Annotated in this window: 21 protein-coding genes; all 21 read left to right on the forward strand. The window is 37.5% G+C overall.

Going from position 1 to position 20,410, the window contains the following annotated elements:
• Positions 1-122: 122 nt before the first annotated feature.
• The 21 genes from ACQV2S_RS05005 to murG all read left to right on the forward strand — a co-directional run bounded on the left by ACQV2S_RS05005 (position 123) and on the right by murG (position 20,407).
• Complete coding sequence (locus ACQV2S_RS05005; RefSeq protein ID WP_428873852.1) at positions 123-701, forward strand: thymidine kinase; 579 nt, start codon at positions 123-125, stop codon at positions 699-701.
• Between the two features lie 35 nt (positions 702-736).
• Positions 737-1,816, forward strand: a complete 1,080-nt coding sequence (gene prfA, locus ACQV2S_RS05010) for a peptide chain release factor 1 (RefSeq protein WP_428882093.1) — start codon at positions 737-739, stop codon at positions 1,814-1,816.
• Entirely contained in the window at positions 1,800-2,687 is an 888-nt protein-coding gene (prmC, locus tag ACQV2S_RS05015) for a peptide chain release factor N(5)-glutamine methyltransferase (protein ID WP_428885100.1), read from the forward strand. The genes prfA and prmC overlap by 17 nt, the downstream gene beginning before the upstream one ends.
• A complete protein-coding gene (locus ACQV2S_RS05020; protein ID WP_428876003.1) occupies positions 2,668-3,693 on the forward strand; it encodes an L-threonylcarbamoyladenylate synthase in 1,026 nt (341 codons plus the stop codon). Before prmC ends, ACQV2S_RS05020 begins: the two co-directional genes overlap by 20 nt.
• 47 nt (positions 3,694-3,740) lie before the next feature.
• Positions 3,741-4,967 (forward strand): serine hydroxymethyltransferase, encoded by a 1,227-nt coding sequence (gene glyA / locus ACQV2S_RS05025; protein ID WP_428873856.1) that lies wholly within the window; start codon positions 3,741-3,743, stop codon positions 4,965-4,967.
• A gap of 26 nt (positions 4,968-4,993) precedes the next feature.
• Positions 4,994-5,632, forward strand: a complete 639-nt coding sequence (upp, locus tag ACQV2S_RS05030) for a uracil phosphoribosyltransferase (RefSeq protein ID WP_428873857.1) — start codon at positions 4,994-4,996, stop codon at positions 5,630-5,632.
• 60 nt (positions 5,633-5,692) lie between these two features.
• A complete protein-coding gene (locus ACQV2S_RS05035) occupies positions 5,693-6,934 on the forward strand; it encodes a hydroxymethylglutaryl-CoA reductase, degradative (RefSeq protein WP_428873858.1) in 1,242 nt (413 codons plus the stop codon).
• Between the two features lie 41 nt (positions 6,935-6,975).
• A complete protein-coding gene (locus ACQV2S_RS05040) occupies positions 6,976-8,211 on the forward strand; it encodes a hydroxymethylglutaryl-CoA synthase (protein ID WP_428873859.1) in 1,236 nt (411 codons plus the stop codon).
• A gap of 221 nt (positions 8,212-8,432) precedes the next feature.
• Positions 8,433-8,600 carry a DUF1146 family protein gene (locus ACQV2S_RS05045; RefSeq protein ID WP_428873896.1) on the forward strand — a complete coding sequence of 56 codons (168 nt, stop codon included), beginning with the start codon at positions 8,433-8,435 and terminating at the stop codon, positions 8,598-8,600.
• 62 nt (positions 8,601-8,662) lie between these two features.
• Positions 8,663-9,976, forward strand: coding sequence for a UDP-N-acetylglucosamine 1-carboxyvinyltransferase (gene murA, locus ACQV2S_RS05050; protein ID WP_428873860.1), 1,314 nt, complete (start codon positions 8,663-8,665; stop codon positions 9,974-9,976).
• A 25-nt stretch (positions 9,977-10,001) separates the two neighbouring features.
• On the forward strand, positions 10,002-11,066 hold the full coding sequence (locus tag ACQV2S_RS05055) for a rod shape-determining protein (protein WP_428873861.1): 1,065 nt from the start codon (positions 10,002-10,004) through the stop codon (positions 11,064-11,066).
• A 15-nt stretch (positions 11,067-11,081) separates the two neighbouring features.
• The gene (locus ACQV2S_RS05060) at positions 11,082-11,285 is read left to right on the forward strand and encodes a DNA-directed RNA polymerase subunit beta (protein ID WP_428874971.1); all 204 of its coding nucleotides are present in this window, start codon (positions 11,082-11,084) and stop codon (positions 11,283-11,285) included.
• Between the two features lie 40 nt (positions 11,286-11,325).
• Positions 11,326-11,706: a hypothetical protein gene (locus tag ACQV2S_RS05065; protein ID WP_428874972.1), complete on the forward strand. Its 381-nt coding sequence runs from the start codon at positions 11,326-11,328 to the stop codon at positions 11,704-11,706.
• A gap of 173 nt (positions 11,707-11,879) precedes the next feature.
• Entirely contained in the window at positions 11,880-12,305 is a 426-nt protein-coding gene (gene mraZ, locus ACQV2S_RS05070; protein ID WP_428873897.1) for a division/cell wall cluster transcriptional repressor MraZ, read from the forward strand.
• A 17-nt stretch (positions 12,306-12,322) separates the two neighbouring features.
• Complete coding sequence (rsmH, locus tag ACQV2S_RS05075) at positions 12,323-13,267, forward strand: 16S rRNA (cytosine(1402)-N(4))-methyltransferase RsmH (protein ID WP_428873864.1); 945 nt, start codon at positions 12,323-12,325, stop codon at positions 13,265-13,267.
• A 20-nt stretch (positions 13,268-13,287) separates the two neighbouring features.
• A complete protein-coding gene (locus ACQV2S_RS05080) occupies positions 13,288-13,731 on the forward strand; it encodes a hypothetical protein (protein WP_428885101.1) in 444 nt (147 codons plus the stop codon).
• Positions 13,724-15,421 (forward strand): peptidoglycan D,D-transpeptidase FtsI family protein, encoded by a 1,698-nt coding sequence (locus ACQV2S_RS05085; protein WP_428885102.1) that lies wholly within the window; start codon positions 13,724-13,726, stop codon positions 15,419-15,421. Before ACQV2S_RS05080 ends, ACQV2S_RS05085 begins: the two co-directional genes overlap by 8 nt.
• A gap of 15 nt (positions 15,422-15,436) precedes the next feature.
• On the forward strand, positions 15,437-16,945 hold the full coding sequence (locus tag ACQV2S_RS05090) for a UDP-N-acetylmuramoyl-L-alanyl-D-glutamate--2,6-diaminopimelate ligase (protein WP_428885103.1): 1,509 nt from the start codon (positions 15,437-15,439) through the stop codon (positions 16,943-16,945).
• Complete coding sequence (gene mraY / locus ACQV2S_RS05095) at positions 16,933-17,892, forward strand: phospho-N-acetylmuramoyl-pentapeptide-transferase (RefSeq protein ID WP_428873868.1); 960 nt, start codon at positions 16,933-16,935, stop codon at positions 17,890-17,892. The genes ACQV2S_RS05090 and mraY overlap by 13 nt, the downstream gene beginning before the upstream one ends.
• Before the next feature lie 32 nt (positions 17,893-17,924).
• Positions 17,925-19,283 (forward strand): UDP-N-acetylmuramoyl-L-alanine--D-glutamate ligase, encoded by a 1,359-nt coding sequence (gene murD, locus ACQV2S_RS05100; RefSeq protein ID WP_428885104.1) that lies wholly within the window; start codon positions 17,925-17,927, stop codon positions 19,281-19,283.
• Positions 19,284-19,294: 11 nt separating this feature from the next.
• Complete coding sequence (gene murG, locus ACQV2S_RS05105; protein ID WP_428873870.1) at positions 19,295-20,407, forward strand: undecaprenyldiphospho-muramoylpentapeptide beta-N-acetylglucosaminyltransferase; 1,113 nt, start codon at positions 19,295-19,297, stop codon at positions 20,405-20,407.
• Positions 20,408-20,410 lie beyond the last annotated feature (3 nt).

Consider the following 20,410-nt stretch of genomic DNA (forward strand, 5'->3'; position numbering starts at 1 on the left):
ATCTCTTTTGACAAGTGGTAGGATGTGATAGAATAGAATAGTGTGTGAAGGATTGACTTTCTAAATAAAAATAACCTATTATGAATAGGTTGAATTAAACTACAGACAAGAGGAGCATGGTAATGGCTAAGTTTTATTTTAAATATGGAGCAATGAATTCAGGTAAATCAATAGAAATTATTAAAGTTGCTCATAACTATGAAGAACAAAACAAAGCTGTGCAAATCTATACTTCAGCAATAGATAACCGTGACGGGGTAGGGATTGTTTCTTCACGAACAGGTTTCAATCGACAAGCTATTCCGATTTCTGATGAGGATAACTTTTATGAAAAGATTAAGGCTTCTCACCAAAAAGACCGCCTTTTTTGTGTCTTGGTTGATGAGGCACAATTCTTAAAGAAACACCATATCATTGAATTAGCTAAGGTTGTCGATGAGTTAAATATTCCGGTCATGGCCTTTGGTTTGAAAAATGATTTTACCAATGAACTATTTGAAGGGTCAAAATATTTGCTCCTTTATGCTGATAAAATCGAAGAAATTAAAACAATTTGTTGGTTCTGTCATAAAAAAGCCACTATGAATTTAAGGTTTCTTGATGGTCAACCAGTTTATGAAGGAGACCAAATTCAAATAGGGGGCAATGAAGCTTATTTACCTGTTTGTCGTAAATGTTATAAAAACCCTGGAAAAATTTAAAAAAAGACTTTAATAAGTAGATTGAGGAGAATGTCATGTTTGAACAATTAGATCAATTAATCTTCCGTTTTGAGGAAGTAATCGAAATGATGAGTGATCCAGAAATTATATCTGATTCAGATCGATTAAGAAAGTTATCGATTGAGGAATCCGATTTAAGACCCAAGGTAGCTAAAATTCGTCGTTATAAACAAGTCAATGAAGAACTATCAGATACAGAAGAAATGTTAGCGGGCGATTTAGACCCTGATATGGCAGAATTAGCCAAGTTAGAACTTTCTGATTTGAAGGAAGAAAAAGATCAATTAGAAGAAGAAATTAAATTGATGATGTTGCCAGAAGATCCTAATGATGGCAAAAACATTATCATGGAAATTCGAGGAGCAGCCGGTGGGGATGAAGCACAACTATTTGCAGGGGATCTTTTAACCATGTACTCAAAGTTTGCTGAAGCCCAGGGCTGGAAAGTCGAACTAATGTCAGCCAATATTACAGGCATTGGAGGATACAAAGAAGTAACCTTAATGATTACAGGCGAAAAAGTCTACTCCAAACTAAAATTCGAAAACGGTGCACATAGAGTGCAACGTGTACCAGAAACCGAATCGCAAGGTCGGGTTCATACATCCACTGCTACAGTAGTGGTAATGCCTGAACAAGAGGAAATCGATTTTGATTTAGATGAAAATGATATCCGTGTGGATATTTATCATGCTTCTGGTGCTGGTGGACAGCACGTTAACAAGACAGCTTCAGCTGTTCGAATGACCCATATCCCAACAGGAGTTGTGGTAGCTATGCAAGATGAGCGATCACAATTAAAAAATAGAGAAAAAGCCATGAAAGTATTAAGAACACGTGTTTACGATATTCTGCAGTCTGAAAAGCAAGAAGCTTTTGATTCTGAAAGAAAGTTGGCAGTAGGTACTGGAGACCGATCTGAACGAATTCGCACATATAATTATCCACAAAACCGTGTGACCGACCATCGGATTGGCTTAACCATTCAGCAACTCGATTCTATTATGCAGGGCAATATCGATGAAATCATTGATGCCCTTGTTGTATATGACCAAACGCAAAAGTTGGAGGAGCTCAATGGTCAAGGAGCATAAAGAACTAACTTTAAATGAAGCCCTCCAAAAGGCTTCATTTTTTTTGAATCAACACGGCCACGATGCAAATTTGGCGCGCTATTATTGGATGCAGTTGTTTGATTGGGATTTAAGTCAGACCGTCAAGTTTTTAAATCAACCGATTTCACAAGGTCTAGCCAGCCAATTTGATTCTGCTCTCCACCGGATAGTAAATGATGAACCGATACAGTATATTAGCGGCTACACTTATTTTATGGACCACAAATATCAGGTAAGTCCGGCTTGCTTGATCCCACGAGAAGAAACGGCTGGTTTAGTTGAAAAAGCGCTGGCTTATATGCGTCAGCTGCCTCCAGGCAAAGTAATCGATTTAGGAACCGGTTCAGGCATAATTGCTATTGAATTAAAGAAAGCTTTACCAACTTGGGAAGTATATGCTAGTGATTTCTCACAAGCAACCCTTCAACTAGCTACGAAAAATGCTAATGACCATCAAGTGAATATTCAATTTGTCCATTCAGACTTGATGCAAGCCTTTAAGCCAGATATTCAATTTGATGTATTCGTTTCTAATCCACCATATATTGCTCAAAGTGACTTGGATTTAATGGATGCTTCTGTAAAAAAATATGAACCACAATCCGCCTTGTTTGCGGAAGATGAAGGTTTAGCCATTTATAAAGCTTTAGCTAAGCAATTACCTTCACACTTAAAACCAAGAGCCGGTGTTTTTTTGGAAATAGGTTTTGCCCAAGGATTGGCTGTTAAGACGATATTGCAAGACGCTTTTCCAGCGGCTTTTATTCAAATTGGACGTGATTTTGCGGGTAAAGATCGATATGTATCTTTGATGCGAGAGGAGGATTTAAATGAAGACTCTAATTTTTGATAAGCAAAGCTTGCCTCAAGCAGCAGAACTACTAAAAAAGGGGGAATTAATCGCTTTTCCAACCGAAACGGTTTATGGATTAGGGGCTATTGCCACAAATCCAGTAGCTGTGGCAAAAGTCTTTAAAGCAAAGGGCCGTCCTAATGACAACCCCTTAATCGTGCATGTTGCCAATCAAGATCAAGTTGAAGAACTAGTGAATGAAATCTCCCCCATCGCTCAATCATTGATGGATAGTTTCTGGCCGGGACCTTTAACGATTATTTTTCCACTTAAAAAAGGCAAAGTAGCTGATAACGTGACTGGCGGTAAGCAAAGCGTAGCTATTCGGATGCCTAATCAGTCTCTCACCTTAGAATTAATTGACTTAGTGGGAACCCCACTAGTAGGTCCGTCAGCAAATCTATCTGGCAAACCAAGTCCGACGAGCTTGGCGCATGTACTACATGATTTTAGAGGTGTAATTGCTGGAATTCTAAATAATGGCCAAGCTTTAACGGAGGTGGGTATTGAGTCGACAGTTGTCTATCCCCATGAGGATAGAGTGGATGTTTTACGACCAGGCCATATCACGCCTAGTCAGATTCAAGCTAAAACAGCCTGTCCTGTTCAGATTGTTTCTGAAAAAATGCAATTGGCTAACTTAAATGTAGCTTCCCCAGGAGTCAAATATCGTCATTATAGTCCCAAACAACCGGTTTACCTGATAGCATTTCCGAGAAAAATAGAAGAATGGGTTGAATTAGTCAATAAAGAATCGATGAAGATAGGCATTTTGGCTGATAATGCTATTATTGATGGTTTGAAAGAACGGCCCCAGGTTGTCGATAGTTATTCATTGGGTCAACCGAATGACTGGCAGAGCGCTTCACAACATTTATTTTCTGGACTTAGGGCTCTAGAAAAAGGTCCAGCAGAGAAAATTTATGTTCAAGGATTAGAAAATGATGAGAAAACACTTGCTTTCATGAATAGGGTTACGAAAGCGTCGTCATTTATGTTATAATTAAGCTACAACTAAATGTTGTAACTATTTTTTTGGAGGGTGTATATATGTCAAATATTAATGCAGAAGTTTTTGAGGTAATTGAAAAAGAACGCCAACGTCAAACGCATGGTATCGAATTAATTGCTTCAGAAAACTTTGTATCTGAAGATGTTATGAAGGTTCAAGGGTCAATCCTAACCAATAAATATGCTGAAGGATATCCAGGACGTCGTTATTATGGTGGGTGTGAATACGTAGACATCCTAGAACAATTAGCAATTGATCGTGCCAAAGAATTATTTGGCGCAACTTATGTTAACGTTCAACCTCACTCAGGTTCTTCAGCTAACTTAGCTGTTTACCGTGCCTTCTTAGAACCAGGAGATAAAGTATTAGGTATGGACTTATCTCAAGGTGGGCACTTGACTCACGGTTCACCAGTTAACTTCTCTGGTCAATCATATCATATGTTAGCTTATGGTCTTGATGAAAATGAACAGCTAGACTATGACACTTTAGAAAAAATTGCGCGTGAAGAGAAGCCAAAAATGATTATTGCGGGTGCTTCTGCTTACTCACGTACAATCGACTTTGAAAGATTTGCAAAGATTGCTAAAGAAGTTGGCGCTATTTTAATGGTTGATATGGCGCATATCGCTGGTTTAGTAGCGGCTGGTTTACATCCAAATCCACTTCCTTACGCGGATGTAGTTACAACTACTACTCACAAGACTTTAAGAGGTCCTCGTGGTGGCATGATCTTAACTGCTAAAGAAGAATATGGTAAGAAATTAAACTCTGCTATCTTCCCAGGAATCCAAGGAGGACCTTTAGAGCACGTTATTGCAGCTAAAGCAGTTGCCTTTGGTGAAGCTTTACAACCTGAATTTAAAGAGTATGCACAACAAGTTATTAAGAATGCTGCTGCTATGGCAGAAGTATTTAACGAGAGTGGCTTACGCGTTATCTCAGGTGGTACAGATAACCACTTAATGTTATTAGACTTAACAAGCTTTGATGTTTCTGGTAAGTGGGCACAAAACCGTTTAGAAGAAGTTGCAATCACTGTTAATAAGAACTCTATTCCAAATGACCAACGTTCATTTGTTGAAACATCAGGTATCCGTGTGGGAACACCAGCAATTACTTCAAGAGGTATTAAAGAAGATCAAGCACGTGAAATTGCTGAAATTATTGTTAAGGCTCTTAAAGCCGAAGAGTCTGAACTTGCTGAACTACGTAAGCAAGCAGAAGCAATTGTAGCTGACAAGCCTCTTAACGCTTATCACTAAGATACTTTAGATTAGGAGGAAAAAGAATGGCAAAATTTACGGTAGTTGATCATCCCTTAATTCAACATAAACTAACCATTATTCGCGATAAGAACGCTTCAACTAAAGTGTTTCGTGAAGTAACCAATGAGATTGCTATGTTGATGGCTTATGAAATCACACGCGACCTACCGCTTGAAGAAGTTGAAATTGAAACACCACTAGCTGTTACTAAGCAAAAACAAATTGCTGGTAAGAAAATGGCTATTGTTCCAATTCTTCGTGCAGGATTAGGTATGGTAGACGGAATTTTATCTTTGGTCCCCGCTGCTCGTGTGGGTCACATTGGTTTGTATCGTGAGCATGACACATTAGAGATTGTTGAATATTTTGCTAAGCTTCCTCTTGATATTAAAGATCGCCAAGTATTTGTAGTCGATCCAATGTTAGCTACAGGAGGATCTGCCATTTCGGCTCTTAAACAATTAACTGAGAAATATGGCGTTGATAAGCAGCACATTACATTTGTATGTTTAGTGGCTGCTCCTGAAGGAGTGAAGGCTTTGCAAGAAGCTTTTCCAACTGTTGATATCTTTACAGCTGCCTTGGATGAGCGCTTAAATGAGAATTCCTATATTCTACCAGGACTTGGTGATGCTGGTGACCGTATCTTCGGGACTAAATAATTTTTAAATTACTTGCACAGGTAGATTTTTCTACCTGTGTTTTTTTATGAGGAGCATTTAATGACACTTAAGAAATTTTACCGTCAATCATTACAGGAAAGACGTTTAAATATTTCCCCTTATTTAGAAAATAAGATGGATTTTCCTATATTAGATGAAAAAAGAGCCAATCAGATGATTGAAAACTATCTCTACACTTATGGCCTTCCAATGGGGATATTACCGACTATTCAAGTGAACGAAAAGGACTACATAGTTCCGATGGTAACAGAAGAACCATCGGTAATAGCTGCGGCATCCAATGGCGCCAAACATCTGGGTAATATTAAAGCGCATTTAGACCGTAAAACAATTAAAGGACAAATTGTTTTAACTGATTGGACAGAAGCTGAAGCGAAACAAGCTCTTAACAAGCATAAAGAGGGGTGGTTGAGCTTTGCTAAAAAAGTAGCTTATCGGATGGTAGAAAGAGGAGGGGGACCTTTAGATATTGAGTATTCGGCTTATCGTAGCAATCAGACGCTCTACCATTCCTATTATCTACTATTTGACCCTTGTGAAGCTATGGGAGCCAACTCTTTAAATACCGTTTTGGAAGCATTAGCCTTTGAGATAAAAAAAGATATTGGTGGCAAGGTTTTAATGGCAATTCTTTCAAATTACAATCCACAAAATTTTGTTAAGGTGGAAGCGACTCTTTCTATTGAGCGTATAGATATAAATTTAGATAGAGCCCATCCTATTGCCCAAAAAATTGCTATGGCTAGTGACTATGCCCAATTGGATCCTTACCGTGCCACAACTCATAATAAAGGGATTATGAATGGAGTGGATGCGGTTTTGATTGCTACAGGAAATGATTGGCGTGCGGTAGAAGCGAGTGTTCATGCCTTTGCATGTAAAGAAGGAAAATATCGAGGTTTAAGTCAGTGGTTTTATGATTCTAAGAAGGCTGAATTGAGCGGACATATGGACATTCCTCTTCCAGTCGCTACGGTGGGGGGGACCTTATCCATTCATCCAATGGCAAAGTGGTCTTTAAATTTAATGGGAAATCCTAATGCTTTAGAGTTAGCTCAAGTTGTTGCTTCTGTCGGTTTAGCCCAAAACTTTGCAGCCTTAAAAGCCATCGTATCCGAAGGTATACAAAAGGGTCATATGGGATTGCAGGCTCGTAGCTTAGCGATACAAGTGGGAGCCAAAGCCGATGAAATCGACCTATTAGTTAAATTGTTAAAAGTAAGAGAAAGCTTTAACTCTCAGATTGCAAGGGATTTACTAGACAAAATGAGAAATTCGTAAGATAATGTCTATTATGATTGAAAAAACTGAGGAGGGAATTAATGAAAACAAAAGTTGGAATCGACCGTATTCATTTTTATATACCACCCCAATATGTAGACATGGAGGAATTAGCTCAAGCAAGAGATATTGATCCAGCAAAATTTACAATTGGAATCGGCCAAAGTCAAATGGCTGTCACGGATTACAAACAAGATATTGTTACATTGGCCATTAATGCAGCGTTACCAATTATTTCAAAAGAAGATCGGGACTTAATTGACCAAGTGATTGTAGCTACTGAATCGTCTTTTGATTATTCTAAAGCAGCTTCAATATATTTGCACCAAGCATTAAAGATTAACCGTTTTGCACGCTCCTATGAAATCAAAGAGGCATGTTATGCAGGAACGGCAGCTTTACAAGCGGCTGTTGACTATGTGCGCTTAAGACCCGAAAGAAAGGTGTTAGTCGTTACAACCGATATTGCTCGATATGGTCTAGCGTCTTCTGGAGAAGCGACTCAAGGAGCAGGAGCAGTGGCTATGTTAATAACTGCTGATCCAGCGATTTTAGCTATTGAAGAAGAAAGCATTGCTTATACTGACAATCAATTTGATTTTTGGCGACCACAATACGACATATATCCACGTGTAGACGGTAAGTTTTCTACCAATCTATATAATCAGACCTTTTTGAATATTATGGAAGAAGTAGGTAAGCGTAAACCGGATTTTTGGGATGCTTATCAAGTACAATTGTTCCATTTACCATTTACCAAAATGGGTCGTAAGGCGATTAAAAACTATCGTCAGTATTTAAATGATTCAACAAATACACTCAAAGATGTAGATCAGAAGTTGAAGGCTTTAGACCGTTTTGATAAACATTACGATCACGCTGTTCAATATTCAAGACATATTGGCAACATTTATACTGGCTCGCTTTATCTAGGCTTAATTTCACTTTTAGTTCATGATCAAAGTCTTAAAAAAGGCGATAAGATTTCCCTATTTTCTTATGGTTCAGGTGCGGTTGCTGAATGTTTTTTTGGAGCATTACAGCCAGGTTTTAGAGAGGCTATACTCTTGAATGAAATTGAAGCAATGTTCCAGAAACGTCGAAAGTTAAGCATTGAGGAATATGAAAAGCTATACTTAGAAGCCATTGAGCCTAGTGACGAAATAATTGAATTTGATCCAAGTGTTCATGAAGGAGAGTTTTATTTGGCTAAGATTGATAACCATCGACGTTATTATCTACAAAATGCTAGTCATCAAAATGACTTTAAAAAGTAATAAATAGATTTCATACTGTCAAAGATTAGCAGGATAGCTTTTTTTATTGTGAAAAGTTAAGCCCTATTTCTTTTTGATAGTATTTTTGCTTTATAGTCATTTTACTTACTTCTTATTTATGCTATGATGATTACGAACATGAAAGGGTGATTTAAATGTATGCAATTATAAATGGTATGGCAGTACTGTTTTTTCGCATTTTCTTTGTCATCCTAGCCTATATGGCTCTGTCAAAAGTTAATTGGAGGAGTGTTTTACAGCCTCAACACCAAGCAATGGACCGATACCTATGTATTTTATGTAGTATTGGCTTGGGCTATTTGACAAGTTCGTTTTTTATAACAATCATTGAAACCTTACGTCTACTATTGATGTCAGCGTTTCTCTAATCATGTGTATAAGTCTCTCGCCTACTCCAAAGCGATAGTCTTCAAAAGGGGATTCATTTAAAATGGAAGAAATTATTGTACAAGGTGGCAACCGTTTGGAGGGTACAGTCAAGGTTGAAGGTGCTAAGAATGCAGTTTTACCAATTCTGGCAGCTTCTATTTTGGCGTCGAAAGGAATTACACGACTAAGTAATGTGCCTGTTTTATCAGACGTTTTAACAATGAACGAATTGCTAAAGAATATTGACCTAGAGACTAAATTCAATCAAGCGAATAATCAGATGACGCTCGATGCGACAGGTCGGGTTAAAACTATGGCGGACTATGACTTTGTTAGTAAAATGCGCGCTTCGATCGTTGTAATGGGACCAATGTTAGCACGTTTTGGTCATGCGCGTGTGGCCATGCCAGGCGGTTGTGCAATCGGTACACGTCCCATTGATTTGCACCTAAAAGGATTTGAAGCATTAGGAGCTACTATTGAAAATGCAGCAGGATATGTTGAAGCAAAAGCAGACCAGTTAATCGGAGCCAATATTTACCTGGATTTCCCTTCGGTGGGAGCCACTGAAAATATTATGATGGCTGCTGTTTTAGCTAAAGGCGAAACAGTGATTGAAAATGTTGCTAGAGAACCAGAGATTGTTGACTTAGCTAACTTTTTAAATAAAATGGGTGCTAAAGTTTCAGGTGCTGGAACGGAGACAATACGTATCGAAGGTGTTTCAGAACTTTTGGCTACGGACTATGAAGTTATGCCAGATCGTATCGAAGCCGGTACTTTTATGGTAGCGGCTGCTGTGACTAATGGAGATGTCATGATTGAAGGAGCGATTGCTCATCACAACAAACCGCTAATTAGTAAGTTGCAAGAAATGGGCGTTGTTTTTGAAGTGTTTGATTCTTCGCTAAGGGTAATTGGTCCCAAGGTTTTGAAACCCACAGACATTAAAACCATGCCTTATCCAGGCTTTCCAACGGATATGCAGGCACAAATGTCGATTGCTCAATTATTAGCTAAGGGAGACTCAGCACTTTCTGAAACCGTTTTTGAAAATCGATTCATGCACTTTGAAGAATTGCGTCGAATGAGCGCCGATTTCAAAATTGAACGCCAAACAGTTGTAATGTACGGACCTGCAGAATTATCAGGTGCCCAGGTTAAAGCGACAGACCTTCGTGCGGCAGCTGCTCTTATTATTGCAGGACTTACTGCTAAAGGATTGACAAGGGTTTCTGAGTTGAAATATCTTGATCGTGGTTATTACCTCTTCCATGAAAAGCTAGCTCGCTTAGGAGCAAACATCGAACGTGTTAATATCCAGCCAATTCCATCCATTCAAAATAAACCAGCTGTAAAAGCTGTGTTTGCTTAATTATCATCCAGAAAGGATGAGTATAATGGCTAGAGATATAGGTATTGATTTAGGAACAACCAATGTATTAATCCATCTTAAAGGCCGAGGAATCATTTTAAATGAGCCCGCAGTGATTGCTGTAGATCAATCGACTCAAGAAGTAATGGCAGTGGGACGAGAAGCTTATGAAATGCGGGGTAGAGTGCCAAAGTCTCTTGAAGTTATACAACCTTTAAAAGGTGGAGTGGTATCAGACTATGACTTAACCGAAGCCATGCTTCTTCACTTTTTCAAGCGCGCACACATTCGACGTGGCTTGAGAAAGGCAAATGTTTTAATTTCAACGCCAACCAATGTAAGTGAAATAGAACAACTTTCACTATTCGAGGCAGTTCAAAAAGTTACTTCGGGTAGGGTTCGAGTAGAAGTTGAACCGATGGTAGCGGCTATCGGTTCGGGCCTAGATGTTTTATCAGCCAAAGGAAGTATGATTGTAGATATTGGTGGAGGAACGACGGATATAGCAATTATTGCTTCAGGTGAAATTCTTCACGCAGAATCGATTAAGATAGCTGGTGATGACTTTGATGAAGCAATTATCCAGTATTTTAAGGACCATTACCAACTACTCATTGGGATCCAATCAGCTGAGAGGATAAAAATGCAACTTGCCTGTGCTAAAAAGGTGGATGGAAGAGATGTTCATAACCAAGAGTTAAAGGGGCGCGATCTTGTTACAGGATTACCAAAAGCGATTAATGTTGACTCTAACGATTTACATCGGGCATTAAAAGATTTATTAGATCAAATAGTGAGAACAATACGCAGAGTGATTGAACAAGCTTCTCCAGAAATAATCGCAGATATCCATGATCAAGGACTGGTTATTACAGGCGGGGGCGCGATGATCCAAGATCTAGATTTGTTAATCACTGAGCAGATAAAAGTCTCAGCTATTCCTTCTGACCAACCCATGAATGCAGTAGCATTAGGAACTGGTATAATGATGGATTGGGTCGAATCCGGTTTAATTGATCCAAACAAAAATAATAAAAAACCAAGTAAGCCAAATTTCTTTATGAGATTGTGGCAATCCATTTGGAAATAAACTAGGGGTGAATAAATGGCAGAGAAGTTAAAATATTTAGAATATCCACTATTTAAACAAGTTATGAAAGGGATCTTCAAAGTTTTTTTCTTTATCATCCTTTTAATTATTGTCTTTGGAATGGGTTTAGTTATCGGTTACGCTGTTTTAGGAGACGGAAATTATTGGGAAGTATTTAATCAAGATACCTGGTTGCATTTATTGACATTTATTGAATAATATTAAAAGGAAATATTCATTAGAGGAAAGAAGGGATACTTTGCAGACAAGTGATTTTTCTGTATTTGAGTTATTGCTTTATATCATTCCTCTAACTATGATTTTTTTAATTAAAAAATATGGGAGACCTTATTTAACCTATTTTAAAAATTGGCCTATAACATTAGCCATTTGTTTATTACCCACTTTATTGGTTTTAATTTACGGTTTTGGCTGGCTAATTTTTGGTTTTAATGTGCTACCATTTATTATTTTATTTTCTTCTTTTGCAATCGGTGTTCAATTACATAAGTATATACAAGAAATCGACCATTTCTATTTTAAGCAATTTTATTTGCCTGCAAGTGAATTACTTTTTTATTTCTTGGTTTTTTATTTAGTGGGAATGATTATTTTAAGATGGTGGACGATTTTTTTCTAATTACCCCACCACTTTTTTAATAGCTTTAAATGATCATAATATCAAGCTTTAACAGGTTTTGCTTTCTAGCAAAACCTGTTTTTTTATTCAATTTTGTCTATAAGGTGGTGAAAAGTGGGAGTATGTGGTAAAATTAATCTAACTTAGGAGAGGAGTGTGAACAAGTCGTGTTAATGGGAGAATATCAACATAATATCGATTCCAAAGGCCGCTTAATCATGCCTGCTAAGTTTCGTCCAGAACTAGGTTCGACTTTTATAGTAACTAGAGGTCTGGATGGCTGTTTATTTGGCTACCCCATGAATGCATGGGAAACAATTGAAGAAAAATTAAAACAATTACCTCTAGCTAAAAAAGACGCACGTAAGTTTACTCGTTTTTTCTATTCGGCTGCCACCGAAGTAGAAATCGATAAGCAAGGACGGATAAATTTACCAAAAAATCTTATAGAGTTCGCTAAGATTGATAAGGAATGTCGTGTGATTGGCGTATCAGACCGTATCGAGATTTGGAGCAGTGAGCTTTGGGAAGATTTTGCAGAGGATGCTGAGGAAAATTTTGAAAATATTGCAGAAGAAATGATTGATTTTGGATTTTAAAATAACGAGGTGACAATATGTCCTTTGAGCACGAAACAGTTTTACTAAAGGAAACAATTGATGGTTTAGAAGTGAATCCCAATGGAATTTATGTTGATTGTACATTGGGTGGCGCTGGACATGCTCAATACTTATTAAGCCTTCTTTCAGACCGTGGAAAATTATTGGCATTTGACCAAGATCTTATGGCAATTAATAATGCTAAAGTAACTTTAAAAGAGCAATTATCCCAAGGAAAAATAACTTTTTTTGAAAGAAATTTTCGTGATTTAGAAGTCGCCTTATCGGAGCAATCAATTCACCTAATTGATGGGATTTACTATGATTTGGGAGTATCTTCACCACAATTAGATATTGCGGAAAGAGGGTTCTCCTATCATCAAGAAGCAAGGCTAGATATGCGAATGGACCAAAGGCAAGAGCTCGATGCTTATGAAGTAGTAAATACTTGGGATTATAATGATTTGGTGCGTATTATCTTCCGGTATGGTGAAGAAAAATTTGCTAAAAGAATTGCAAGAAATATTGAACAAAGTCGTAAAAAACAAGCAATTGAAACAACTACTCAATTAGCAGAGATTATTAAAGAAGCGATTCCTGCCGCGACACGTCGGACCGGTGGACATCCAGCTAAGCGAGCTTTTCAAGCCATTCGAATAGCTGTTAACGATGAGCTTGGCGCAGTCGAAAGTTCAATTGAACAGGGGTTAAAACTGTTAAAAGTAGGTGGCAGGATGGCAGTTATTACCTTCCATTCCTTAGAAGATCGATTGGTTAAACAAATGTTTAAGCAAGTATCCACCTTACCAGAAACACCTAGAAATTTACCTGTTTTAAGTAATCAACAAGCAGATTATCGAATAGTTAATCGAAAACCGATACTACCTTCAAAAGAAGAGTTAAAGAATAACAATCGTTCAAGATCAGCAAAATTAAGAATTATTGAAAGAATTAGTATGTAGTATTGAGGAGGATAGCGATTGTGACTGAAAGTTATCAAAGAAGAAATTATTATAATAAAGACCAAGCCCAATCGCTAGTCGGTCAATCTACTAATACGTTTGATGGCTCAGCAGTCCGAAAGATTGAAGAGTGGGAACTTTCCCATCAATCTGATTGGTTTGATAATGAAGATAGGAGATCAAAAAGGCAAACGATTATAACGAATCGAAACTTAGCATTGCTAGGTATTTTTATAATGGTTAGCTGTTGCTTTGCGAGTCTTTATATTCATTGGCAAGTCAACCAGGTTAACCAAAGGATTCAAGAGATCCAGTTGGAAGAGGCTGAGCTTGTCAAAGAAACAGAAATGTTAATGGTCGAAAAGGCTGAAAACTTAAAGTATAAAAATATTGAGCTTGTAGCAGAAGCCAACGGTATGAAAGCAGAAATGGATCGCGTAAAGGATATCGATCAAAATGACTAATAATAATGCGAATAATAATCAAGGGATGAATTTGTTTTTTTTAGCTATCATTGTAATTTTAATCGGTTTAGTAATGATTGGTCGAATGGCACAAATAGCTTTATTCAAACAAGTAAATGGTGTTAATTTAACTAAACTAGAAATGCAAGTAGACAATAGAAGTAGTATTGCTAAAGCAAAAAGAGGCACAATTTATGATCAGTTTGGTCAGCCTATTGCAATGGATACTACTTCTTATTCTATGTACGCTGTTCTAGATGCTGATTGGGCAGAAGGTGAAACGGTTAAAGACATTGATTATACGGCGACCATTCTTGCTAAATATATCGATATGCCGAAAGAAAAAATATGGACGCAATTAAATAGTGACAATGTCAATCAAGTTGAGTTTGGCTCAGCTTCTAAAAACATATCAGCACAGACAAAATTAGCAATTGAAGCTGAAAACTTACCGGGAATCTTTTTCACTAGTCAGGTGAGCCGTTATTATTTCAATGACTACTTTGCCTCTCACTTAATAGGTTATGCAGAAGTTAATGAAAGTAACCAAGAAGGTTCTCAATCAAGTTTAGTTGGAGCCATGGGTATTGAAGCGGCATTTGATGATATATTATCGAGTGGGAAATCAAGCAAAAATTCAACTGACCTTCAATTGGCTAATGATATCTATTTAACTTTAGATAGTCGTATCCAAAATCAGACCGAGACTATTCTAGATAAGATTTTTAAGAAATATCAACCTGAGTCAATGGGGGCTTACTTGGTTGAATTAGAAACTGGTAAATTGTTAACCTCAGCTCAAAGACCTTCATTTAATCTAAATACCAGAGAAGGAATCGACTCTCTTTGGCAGAATTTGTTAGTTGAAACAGCTAACGAACCAGGATCAACTGTTAAGATTTTGACCATGGCTAAAGCAAAAGAAATGGGTGTTTATCAACCGAGAGAAACGTTCTTATCGGGTATGGTAAAAGTGTTTGATCGTGAAGTAAGAGACCATAACCAATTCGGTTGGGGACAAATTTCATTTGAAGATGGCTTCATTCGCTCTTCAAATGTGGCAATGGTCGAATTAGTGAATCGTATGGGAGACCAAGTTTGGACTGAAGAATTAAAAAAATTTGGTTTTGGCGTTAGCACAAATAGTAAACTAGCGAATGAAAATCCGGGTTCACTCGATTTCACTAACCCTACATCACGAATAATGTCTGGCTTTGGCCAAGCATTTTCAGCTACACCGATGCAACTTTTACAAGCTTATAGTGCGGTTGCTAACAAAGGGCAAATGATGAAAATTCAATATATTGATCATATTGATAAAAGCGGACAAAGCTATCAAAAACAAAACTTAGGGCAAGTTATTGAACCTGAAGTAACTTTCTATATTATTGACTTGATGACTAAAGCGGTTGAGGATCAAAATGGGACTTCAAGACCTTTTAAATCTGACATAGTCAGAGTGGCGGCAAAAACCGGAACGGCTCAAATTGCTAATGAAGAGGGAACAGGCTATCTAACGGGACAAAACGACTATTTTTATTCAGTCATCAGTTTCTTTCCTGCTGAAGAACCTAAATACATGTTATATTTATTTATTAAAAGGCCACAAAATGACTATGGTATTTATGGAACTCAGATGCTGTCCGAAGTTTTTCATCCAATGTTAGAGTCTATATTAATCAAGCAGTAGAGAGAAGGAAATGAAATGCGATTAAATAAACTAATATCAGTTTTAATTAACTACGAACTTTTAGGTGATTTAGATCTTAATAAAGAAATATACGATCTGACCAATGACAGTCGAAAGCTCACTGAAAATGCTGCCTTTATCGCTATAAAAGGTGAAAGGTTTGATGGCCATTCAGTAATTGATCAGCTGATGAAAGAAAACATTTCACTGATAGTAGCCGAAGAATTCTCTTCTAAACAAATAGAAAAGGCTTTGAATAAAAAAATAACGCTAGTCAAAGTCCCTTCAACTTATCGAGCGCAAGCAATATTATCTCATCAATTTTTCGGTCAACCATCTAGCCAGCTTCCTCTAGTAGCGGTTACTGGGACTAACGGAAAAACGACCACCACACATTTGATTTCTCAATTTTTAGAATTATTGAATCATAAGACAGGTGTGATAGGCACCCTGCATTACAAAATTGGCGAGCGTCTGCTTCCGGCTATTAATACAACGCCAGAAGCAGTTAGTTTACAAAAGTATTATAAGTCGATGGTCGAGGAGGGTTGCAGTGATATCATAATTGAGGCCTCTTCTCACGCTTTGTCCTTAGGCCGTCTTTGGTATACCGATGTGGACTGTGCAATTTTTACTAACCTAACTCGAGAACACTTGGATTTTCATAAAACTATGGACAATTATGCTTATGCTAAGAGTTTGCTCTTTGCACAATTGGGACAGAGTTTTCACCATCAAAAACCAAGACTAGCGATTATTAATCAAGATGATCCTTATGCAGATGTAATGAGTCGAGCTACTGGGGCGGTTGTAATTACTTATAGTATGAAAGATCCTCAGGCCACAGTTTATGTGGATGAGCTGACGACAGAAGCTTCAATACAAAAATTCAAGCTTCACTATCAAGCTAGAACTTATCCAGTTGCTTTATCGATGATTGGTGCTTATAATGTTATGAATTATTTAGCAGCCTTTTTGTGTCTGGTAGTTTATTATGGCTATTCAGCTGAACAAATAGTTGATTTGACACCTAGATTAAAAGGTATCACTGGAAGAATGCAAGTTATTGATAAGGGTCAAGATTATCGAGTGGTGATTGATTTTGCACATACACCAGATGCTTTAGAAAATGTCTTAAGTGAATTAAAAGAAACCTCAAACGGAAAATTAAGAGTAATGTTTGGGCATTCCGGAGGTAATAGAGATTCGGCTGCTCGACCTGATTTGGGCGATATTTTATTTAAGTGGGCGGATCATATTGTATTTACGGCAGATAATCCTCGAAATGAACCCATTAAAAAGATTGTTTCTGAAATGGTAAGAGATCATCAAGAAGTTCCTTATGATTTAATTGAAGATCGAAAAAAAGCCATTCATCATTTAGTAAATCATGCCGAAGCTAATGATACACTTCTTTTTGCTGGTAAGGGAGGAGAGGCTTATCAAGTAATTGGTGATGATTATATACCTTATGATGAGGTTGCGATTGTAGAAGAGGAGTTAGAAAACAAATGGAAAAGATGATGCAGTTATTAATGGCTTTTATTAGTTCAGGCCTCTTAACCCTGGCTTTAGTGCCCCTTTTTATCCGTTTATTCTTAAATAAGAAAATGGGACAAGCTATTCGGCAAGAAGGCCCTTCATGGCACCAAGTAAAAACAGGTACTCCCACTATGGGAGGAACGGTGTTTATTGCAGTATCTATAATGATTACTTTGATGTTTGGCTGGCTATTTAATCTACTAGATGCCAATCTCTTGATGATTGTGCTAACTTGGTTATTTTTTGGTGGCATTGGGTTTGCCGATGATTTTATATCTATTTTTACCGGTAAAAATGAAGGGCTAACTGCTAAACAAAAATTTCTATTACAGCTTTTATTTTCTGGTATCGTCGTTCTAGCGGGTTATGTTTTAGGTAAAAGATTTGTATTGCCTATTTTCTCTTTGGAAATTAACTATTTAATAGTTGTAATAGCTTTTGCCTTCTTTTGGATTACTGGTTTTTCCAATGCTGTTAACTTAACCGATGGATTAGACGGTTTAGCCACAGGGTTAAATATCATTGCCTATGGAGCCTACTTTATGTTGGCTATTCGCCTAGAGCAAGCATCCGTTGCTATGGCTTGCTTAATTGTTACAGCAAGCCTTTTATCTTTTTTAATATTTAATCGCAAACCTGCTCAAATTTTCATGGGGGATGTGGGTTCGCTAGCTTTAGGGGCAGGATTAGCAATTATTTCAATACTTTTAAACAACCCATGGTCCCTATTAATCATCGGCATGGTTTTTGTAATAGAAACTTTATCTGTTATCTTACAAGTTGCTTCTTTCAAGACCAGAGGAAAGCGGATCTTTAAGATGTCACCCATTCACCATCACTTTGAAATGATTGGCTGGTCTGAAGAGCTAGTCGTGCTTGTTTTTTGGACAGTAGGATTACTTGCTAGCTTACTCTATTTCATTTTATAATAGGCATAATAAGCGAGAAAGTGTGAAAACAAATGACAAATAAATACGCTGGCCAACATATTCTAGTTATGGGTTATGCCCTAACTGGCAAGAGTGTTGTGAATTACTTACAAAAAGAAAACGCAAAAATTACGCTCAATGACCGAGGGGACCTTTCTCAGGACCCGTCGGTTAATTTGCTATTAAAGTCAGGAGTTAGAGTAGTGGATAAGGGACACCCGCTCGAAATATTAGAAGGAATTGACTTTATCGTTAAGACACCTGGGATACCTTATTCATTAGAGCTTATTCAAGAAGCTGAGCATCGTGGGATACCTATTTATACGGATGTTGAGCTAGCATATCGTGAAAGTCTAGCGCCTATTATCGGCATTACAGGCTCTAATGGAAAAACAACCACGACTCGCTTAGCCCACCATCTTCTAGAAGGTTCATGGAAAGGTAAAGTTGAATTAGCAGGAAACGTGGGCGTACCGTCAATTGAAGTGGCTCAAGAAGTAAATGAAACGGACTTAATCGTAATGGAACTATCTTCTTTCCAATTAATGGGTATCCATTCATTTCATCCACATATTGCGGTTTTTACCAATATTCATTCAGCACATTTAGATTACCACGGAACCAGGCAAGACTATATTGCAGCAAAATTAAAACTGATTCAGCAAATGACCGAGAGAGATTATTTAATTTATAATGCCGATCAAGCTGAACTTGAAGAATGGTTGAAGCATTCTCCAGCGATAAAGGTTCCGTTTTCTCGTCACAAACAAGTAAAAGCGGGTGCCTATATTAAAAATCATTCTTTTTATTTTCGAGGTCAAGAAGTCGCTTTAATCGAGCAGTTTAATCTGCCTGGCCAGCATAATTTAGAAAACGCGCTAGCCGCAATTGCTATTGCAAAAATTCAAGGGGTAGATAATACAGCTATTCAAGAAAAATTAGCAAACTTTACTGGTATTCGTCATCGTATCCAAGCTCTGGGTACAATCAAGGGGATTGAATTTTATAATGACTCCAAAGCAACCAATACGGCTGCAACCATTACAGCCCTTAAAAGTTTTGACCAAGACATCATTTATATTGGTGGGGGTCTAGATCGTGGAAATGATTTTCAGGACTTAATACCTTATTTAAACAAAGTGAAAGCAGCCTTTTTATACGGTGAATCGAGAGAAAAAATGGCAAAAGATTTTAGACAAGCTAAAATCGAAACAATCAATTTATTTGAAAATTTAGACCAAGCGAGTCAAGCAGCGTTTGCTTATGCTAAAGAAGGACAAATTGTTTTGTTTTCACCAGCATGTGCTTCTTGGGATCAATTTAAGAATTATGAAATTAGAGGTGATCGGTTTATCGAGCAGGTCGAGTCTTTTAAAAGTGCATCAAAATAAAGGAGAAAGAAATGAATAAAGTGAAACGAATTGTTCTTTCGGGTGGTGGAACCGGAGGGCACATTTATCCAGCATTAGCTTTGTATCGAGTATTGAAAGAACGATCCGATGTGGAAGTGCTTTATATTGGAACACAAAGAGGATTGGAGTCGAAAATTGTTCCTCGAGCGGGAATACCTTTTAAAGCAGTCGAAATTACAGGTTTAAAAAGGTCAATTAGTATAGATAATTTAAAATTAATCTTTAAAATGTTTCATTCTACTCATAAGGCAAAGCAAATGATCCGTGATTTCCAACCGGACATTGTACTTGGAACAGGTGGGTATGTGTGTGGACCTGTTTTATTAGCTGCCAGTATGCTTAAAGTTCCGACTATTATTCATGAGCAAAATTCAGTAGCAGGAATTACGAATAAATTTTTAGCTCGTTTTGTTAATAAAATTGCTGTTTGTTTTGAAGAAGCGAGCCATCAATTTGGCAAAAACCAAAATAAAGTAGTTTTAACAGGAAACCCTAGAGGGCAAGAAGTGATATCGACACCGGCAATGCCTCACTGTTTGTCTGAACAATTTGAGTTAAAAGATAATCAACCGACAGTCTTAATTTTTGGAGGCTCTCGTGGAGCACCAGCTATTAATCAAGCAGGAATTGAGTCGCTGGATAAATGGTTAAGCGCTAATTATCAAGTGATTATTGCAACGGGACAAAATCACTTCCAAGAACTGAATGAAGAGATGGTTGAAGAAATTAATCAGAGTAATAATGTTCGAATCGTTCCATATATCGATAATATGCCAAGTGTTTTTCAAGCTATTAATTTGGTTGTTTGTCGAGCTGGAGCAACAACTTTAACTGAGTTAACAGCTCTTGGCTTGCCAAGTATTTTAATACCTAGTCCCTATGTAACAGATAATCACCAAGAACATAATGCCTTATCTTTAGTAAATAACAAGGCGGCTGTTATGATAAAGGAGTCAAAGCTTAGTGGACAGTCTTTATATCAAGAAGTTAGCCAATTAATGGTGGCCCCTGAAGATTTAAAAGTAATGGGTCAGGCGGCTAAAAGCATGGGAATTACGGATGCAAGTGATCGAATCATTCAAATGATGAACGAGATGGTATAACTA

This window comes from Facklamia sp. P13064, assembly GCF_050409425.1.
Lineage (GTDB): Bacteria > Bacillota > Bacilli > Lactobacillales > Aerococcaceae > Facklamia.

What these genes read in the sequence shown, in the direction of transcription:
- ACQV2S_RS05005 (WP_428873852.1), top strand. Translation starts at nt 123, where the DNA reads ATGGCTAAGTTTTATTTTAAATATGGAGCAATGAATTCAGGTAAATCA.
- ACQV2S_RS05085 (WP_428885102.1), top strand. Translation starts at nt 13,724, where the DNA reads ATGACTAATAATAATGCGAATAATAATCAAGGGATGAATTTGTTTTTT.
- ACQV2S_RS05040 (WP_428873859.1), top strand. Translation starts at nt 6,976, where the DNA reads ATGAAAACAAAAGTTGGAATCGACCGTATTCATTTTTATATACCACCC.
- ACQV2S_RS05035 (WP_428873858.1), top strand. Translation starts at nt 5,693, where the DNA reads ATGACACTTAAGAAATTTTACCGTCAATCATTACAGGAAAGACGTTTA.
- rsmH (WP_428873864.1), top strand. Translation starts at nt 12,323, where the DNA reads ATGTCCTTTGAGCACGAAACAGTTTTACTAAAGGAAACAATTGATGGT.
- glyA (WP_428873856.1), top strand. Translation starts at nt 3,741, where the DNA reads ATGTCAAATATTAATGCAGAAGTTTTTGAGGTAATTGAAAAAGAACGC.
- ACQV2S_RS05055 (WP_428873861.1), top strand. Translation starts at nt 10,002, where the DNA reads ATGGCTAGAGATATAGGTATTGATTTAGGAACAACCAATGTATTAATC.
- mraZ (WP_428873897.1), top strand. Translation starts at nt 11,880, where the DNA reads ATGGGAGAATATCAACATAATATCGATTCCAAAGGCCGCTTAATCATG.
- murD (WP_428885104.1), top strand. Translation starts at nt 17,925, where the DNA reads ATGACAAATAAATACGCTGGCCAACATATTCTAGTTATGGGTTATGCC.
- murG (WP_428873870.1), top strand. Translation starts at nt 19,295, where the DNA reads ATGAATAAAGTGAAACGAATTGTTCTTTCGGGTGGTGGAACCGGAGGG.
- ACQV2S_RS05045 (WP_428873896.1), top strand. Translation starts at nt 8,433, where the DNA reads ATGGCTCTGTCAAAAGTTAATTGGAGGAGTGTTTTACAGCCTCAACAC.
- upp (WP_428873857.1), top strand. Translation starts at nt 4,994, where the DNA reads ATGGCAAAATTTACGGTAGTTGATCATCCCTTAATTCAACATAAACTA.
- murA (WP_428873860.1), top strand. Translation starts at nt 8,663, where the DNA reads ATGGAAGAAATTATTGTACAAGGTGGCAACCGTTTGGAGGGTACAGTC.
- prmC (WP_428885100.1), top strand. Translation starts at nt 1,800, where the DNA reads ATGGTCAAGGAGCATAAAGAACTAACTTTAAATGAAGCCCTCCAAAAG.
- mraY (WP_428873868.1), top strand. Translation starts at nt 16,933, where the DNA reads ATGGAAAAGATGATGCAGTTATTAATGGCTTTTATTAGTTCAGGCCTC.
- ACQV2S_RS05060 (WP_428874971.1), top strand. Translation starts at nt 11,082, where the DNA reads ATGGCAGAGAAGTTAAAATATTTAGAATATCCACTATTTAAACAAGTT.
- ACQV2S_RS05020 (WP_428876003.1), top strand. Translation starts at nt 2,668, where the DNA reads ATGAAGACTCTAATTTTTGATAAGCAAAGCTTGCCTCAAGCAGCAGAA.
- ACQV2S_RS05090 (WP_428885103.1), top strand. Translation starts at nt 15,437, where the DNA reads ATGCGATTAAATAAACTAATATCAGTTTTAATTAACTACGAACTTTTA.
- prfA (WP_428882093.1), top strand. Translation starts at nt 737, where the DNA reads ATGTTTGAACAATTAGATCAATTAATCTTCCGTTTTGAGGAAGTAATC.